The organism is Segeticoccus rhizosphaerae, from assembly GCF_009192725.1.
In the GTDB taxonomy this organism is placed as follows: domain Bacteria; phylum Actinomycetota; class Actinomycetes; order Actinomycetales; family Dermatophilaceae; genus Segeticoccus; species Segeticoccus rhizosphaerae.
Genome location: NZ_VOHR01000605.1, coordinates 1 through 1,042 on the forward strand (window position 1 = coordinate 1; position 1,042 = coordinate 1,042).

Sequence of the window (1,042 nt, forward strand, 5' to 3'; positions counted from 1 at the left end):
GTGGACGTGGCACGGGGGTACCTCGCCGTCGGCACGCGGTCGGGGCGCCGCCTGGCGATCGTCGGCGACAGCGGTGGCCAGTGCGGGGTCGCGGCCGACGTCGCGAGCGCTGGTGGCCTCTCGGTGCCCGACCTGGGCGCGGCCTCCATCGCGAGGCTCGGGTCCAGGCTCCCGGCGGGAGCTGCGCGCGACAACCCGGTCGATCTGGCCGGTCGCGGGGAGGCGGACCTCACCACCTACGCAACGGTCCTGGACGACGTCCTCGCCGATCCCGGGATCGACACGGCTGTCCTCACCGGCTACTTCGGCCGCTACGGCACGGACAACCCGGCGCTGACCAGCCACGAGCTCGGGGTCGCGGACCGCATCGCGGCCACGGCGCGCAGCCGCGACAAGACGGTCGTCGTCCACACCATGGCTCCGCACGGGGCGGTCGCCGAGGCGCTGTGGCGTCAGGGTGTGCCCGCGACCGGCCGCATCGAGGACGCGGTGCGGATGGTCTCGGGCCTGGCGGCGCTGAGCTGCGAGCTGCCCGGGACGACGGATCTCCCTCTGCCAGCTGATGAGCCACCGATCCGCCCCGGTTACTGGGCGGCCCGCGAGCTCCTGCGGTCGGTCGGGGTCGCCATGCCGCCGGCCCGGCTCGCGCGCACACCCGACCAGGTGCGCGAGGTCGCCTCCCGACTCACCCCGCCGTTCGTCCTCAAGGCCGGGTGGATCGAGCACAAGAGCGAAGCGGACGCGGTGCTGCTCGGCCTCCGCGACGAGGATGCACTGCTCGCGGCGTTCGCGTCGATGTGGGCCCGGCTCGGCGAGGGCGACTACGTGGTGGAGCAGCAGGACACCCGGCCCGGCTGCGTGGAGATGCTCGTCGGCGCCCGCAGGGACCCGGCCCTCGGTCCGGTCGTCGTGGTCGGCCTGGGCGGCACCGAGACCGAGGTCTGGCAGGACATCGCGATCGAGTGCGCTCCGGTGCCCACCGGCACCGCGCAAGCCATGGTCGCCCGCCTGCGCTGCGCGCCCCTGCTGGCCGGCTGGCGAG

Annotated in this window: 1 protein-coding gene; it reads left to right on the top strand. The window is 74.9% G+C overall.

The annotated features are described in order from the left end of the window. On the top strand, positions 1 to 1,042 hold a 1,042-nt coding region (locus FRW57_RS22000), incomplete at both ends, for an acetate--CoA ligase family protein (protein ID WP_203230496.1).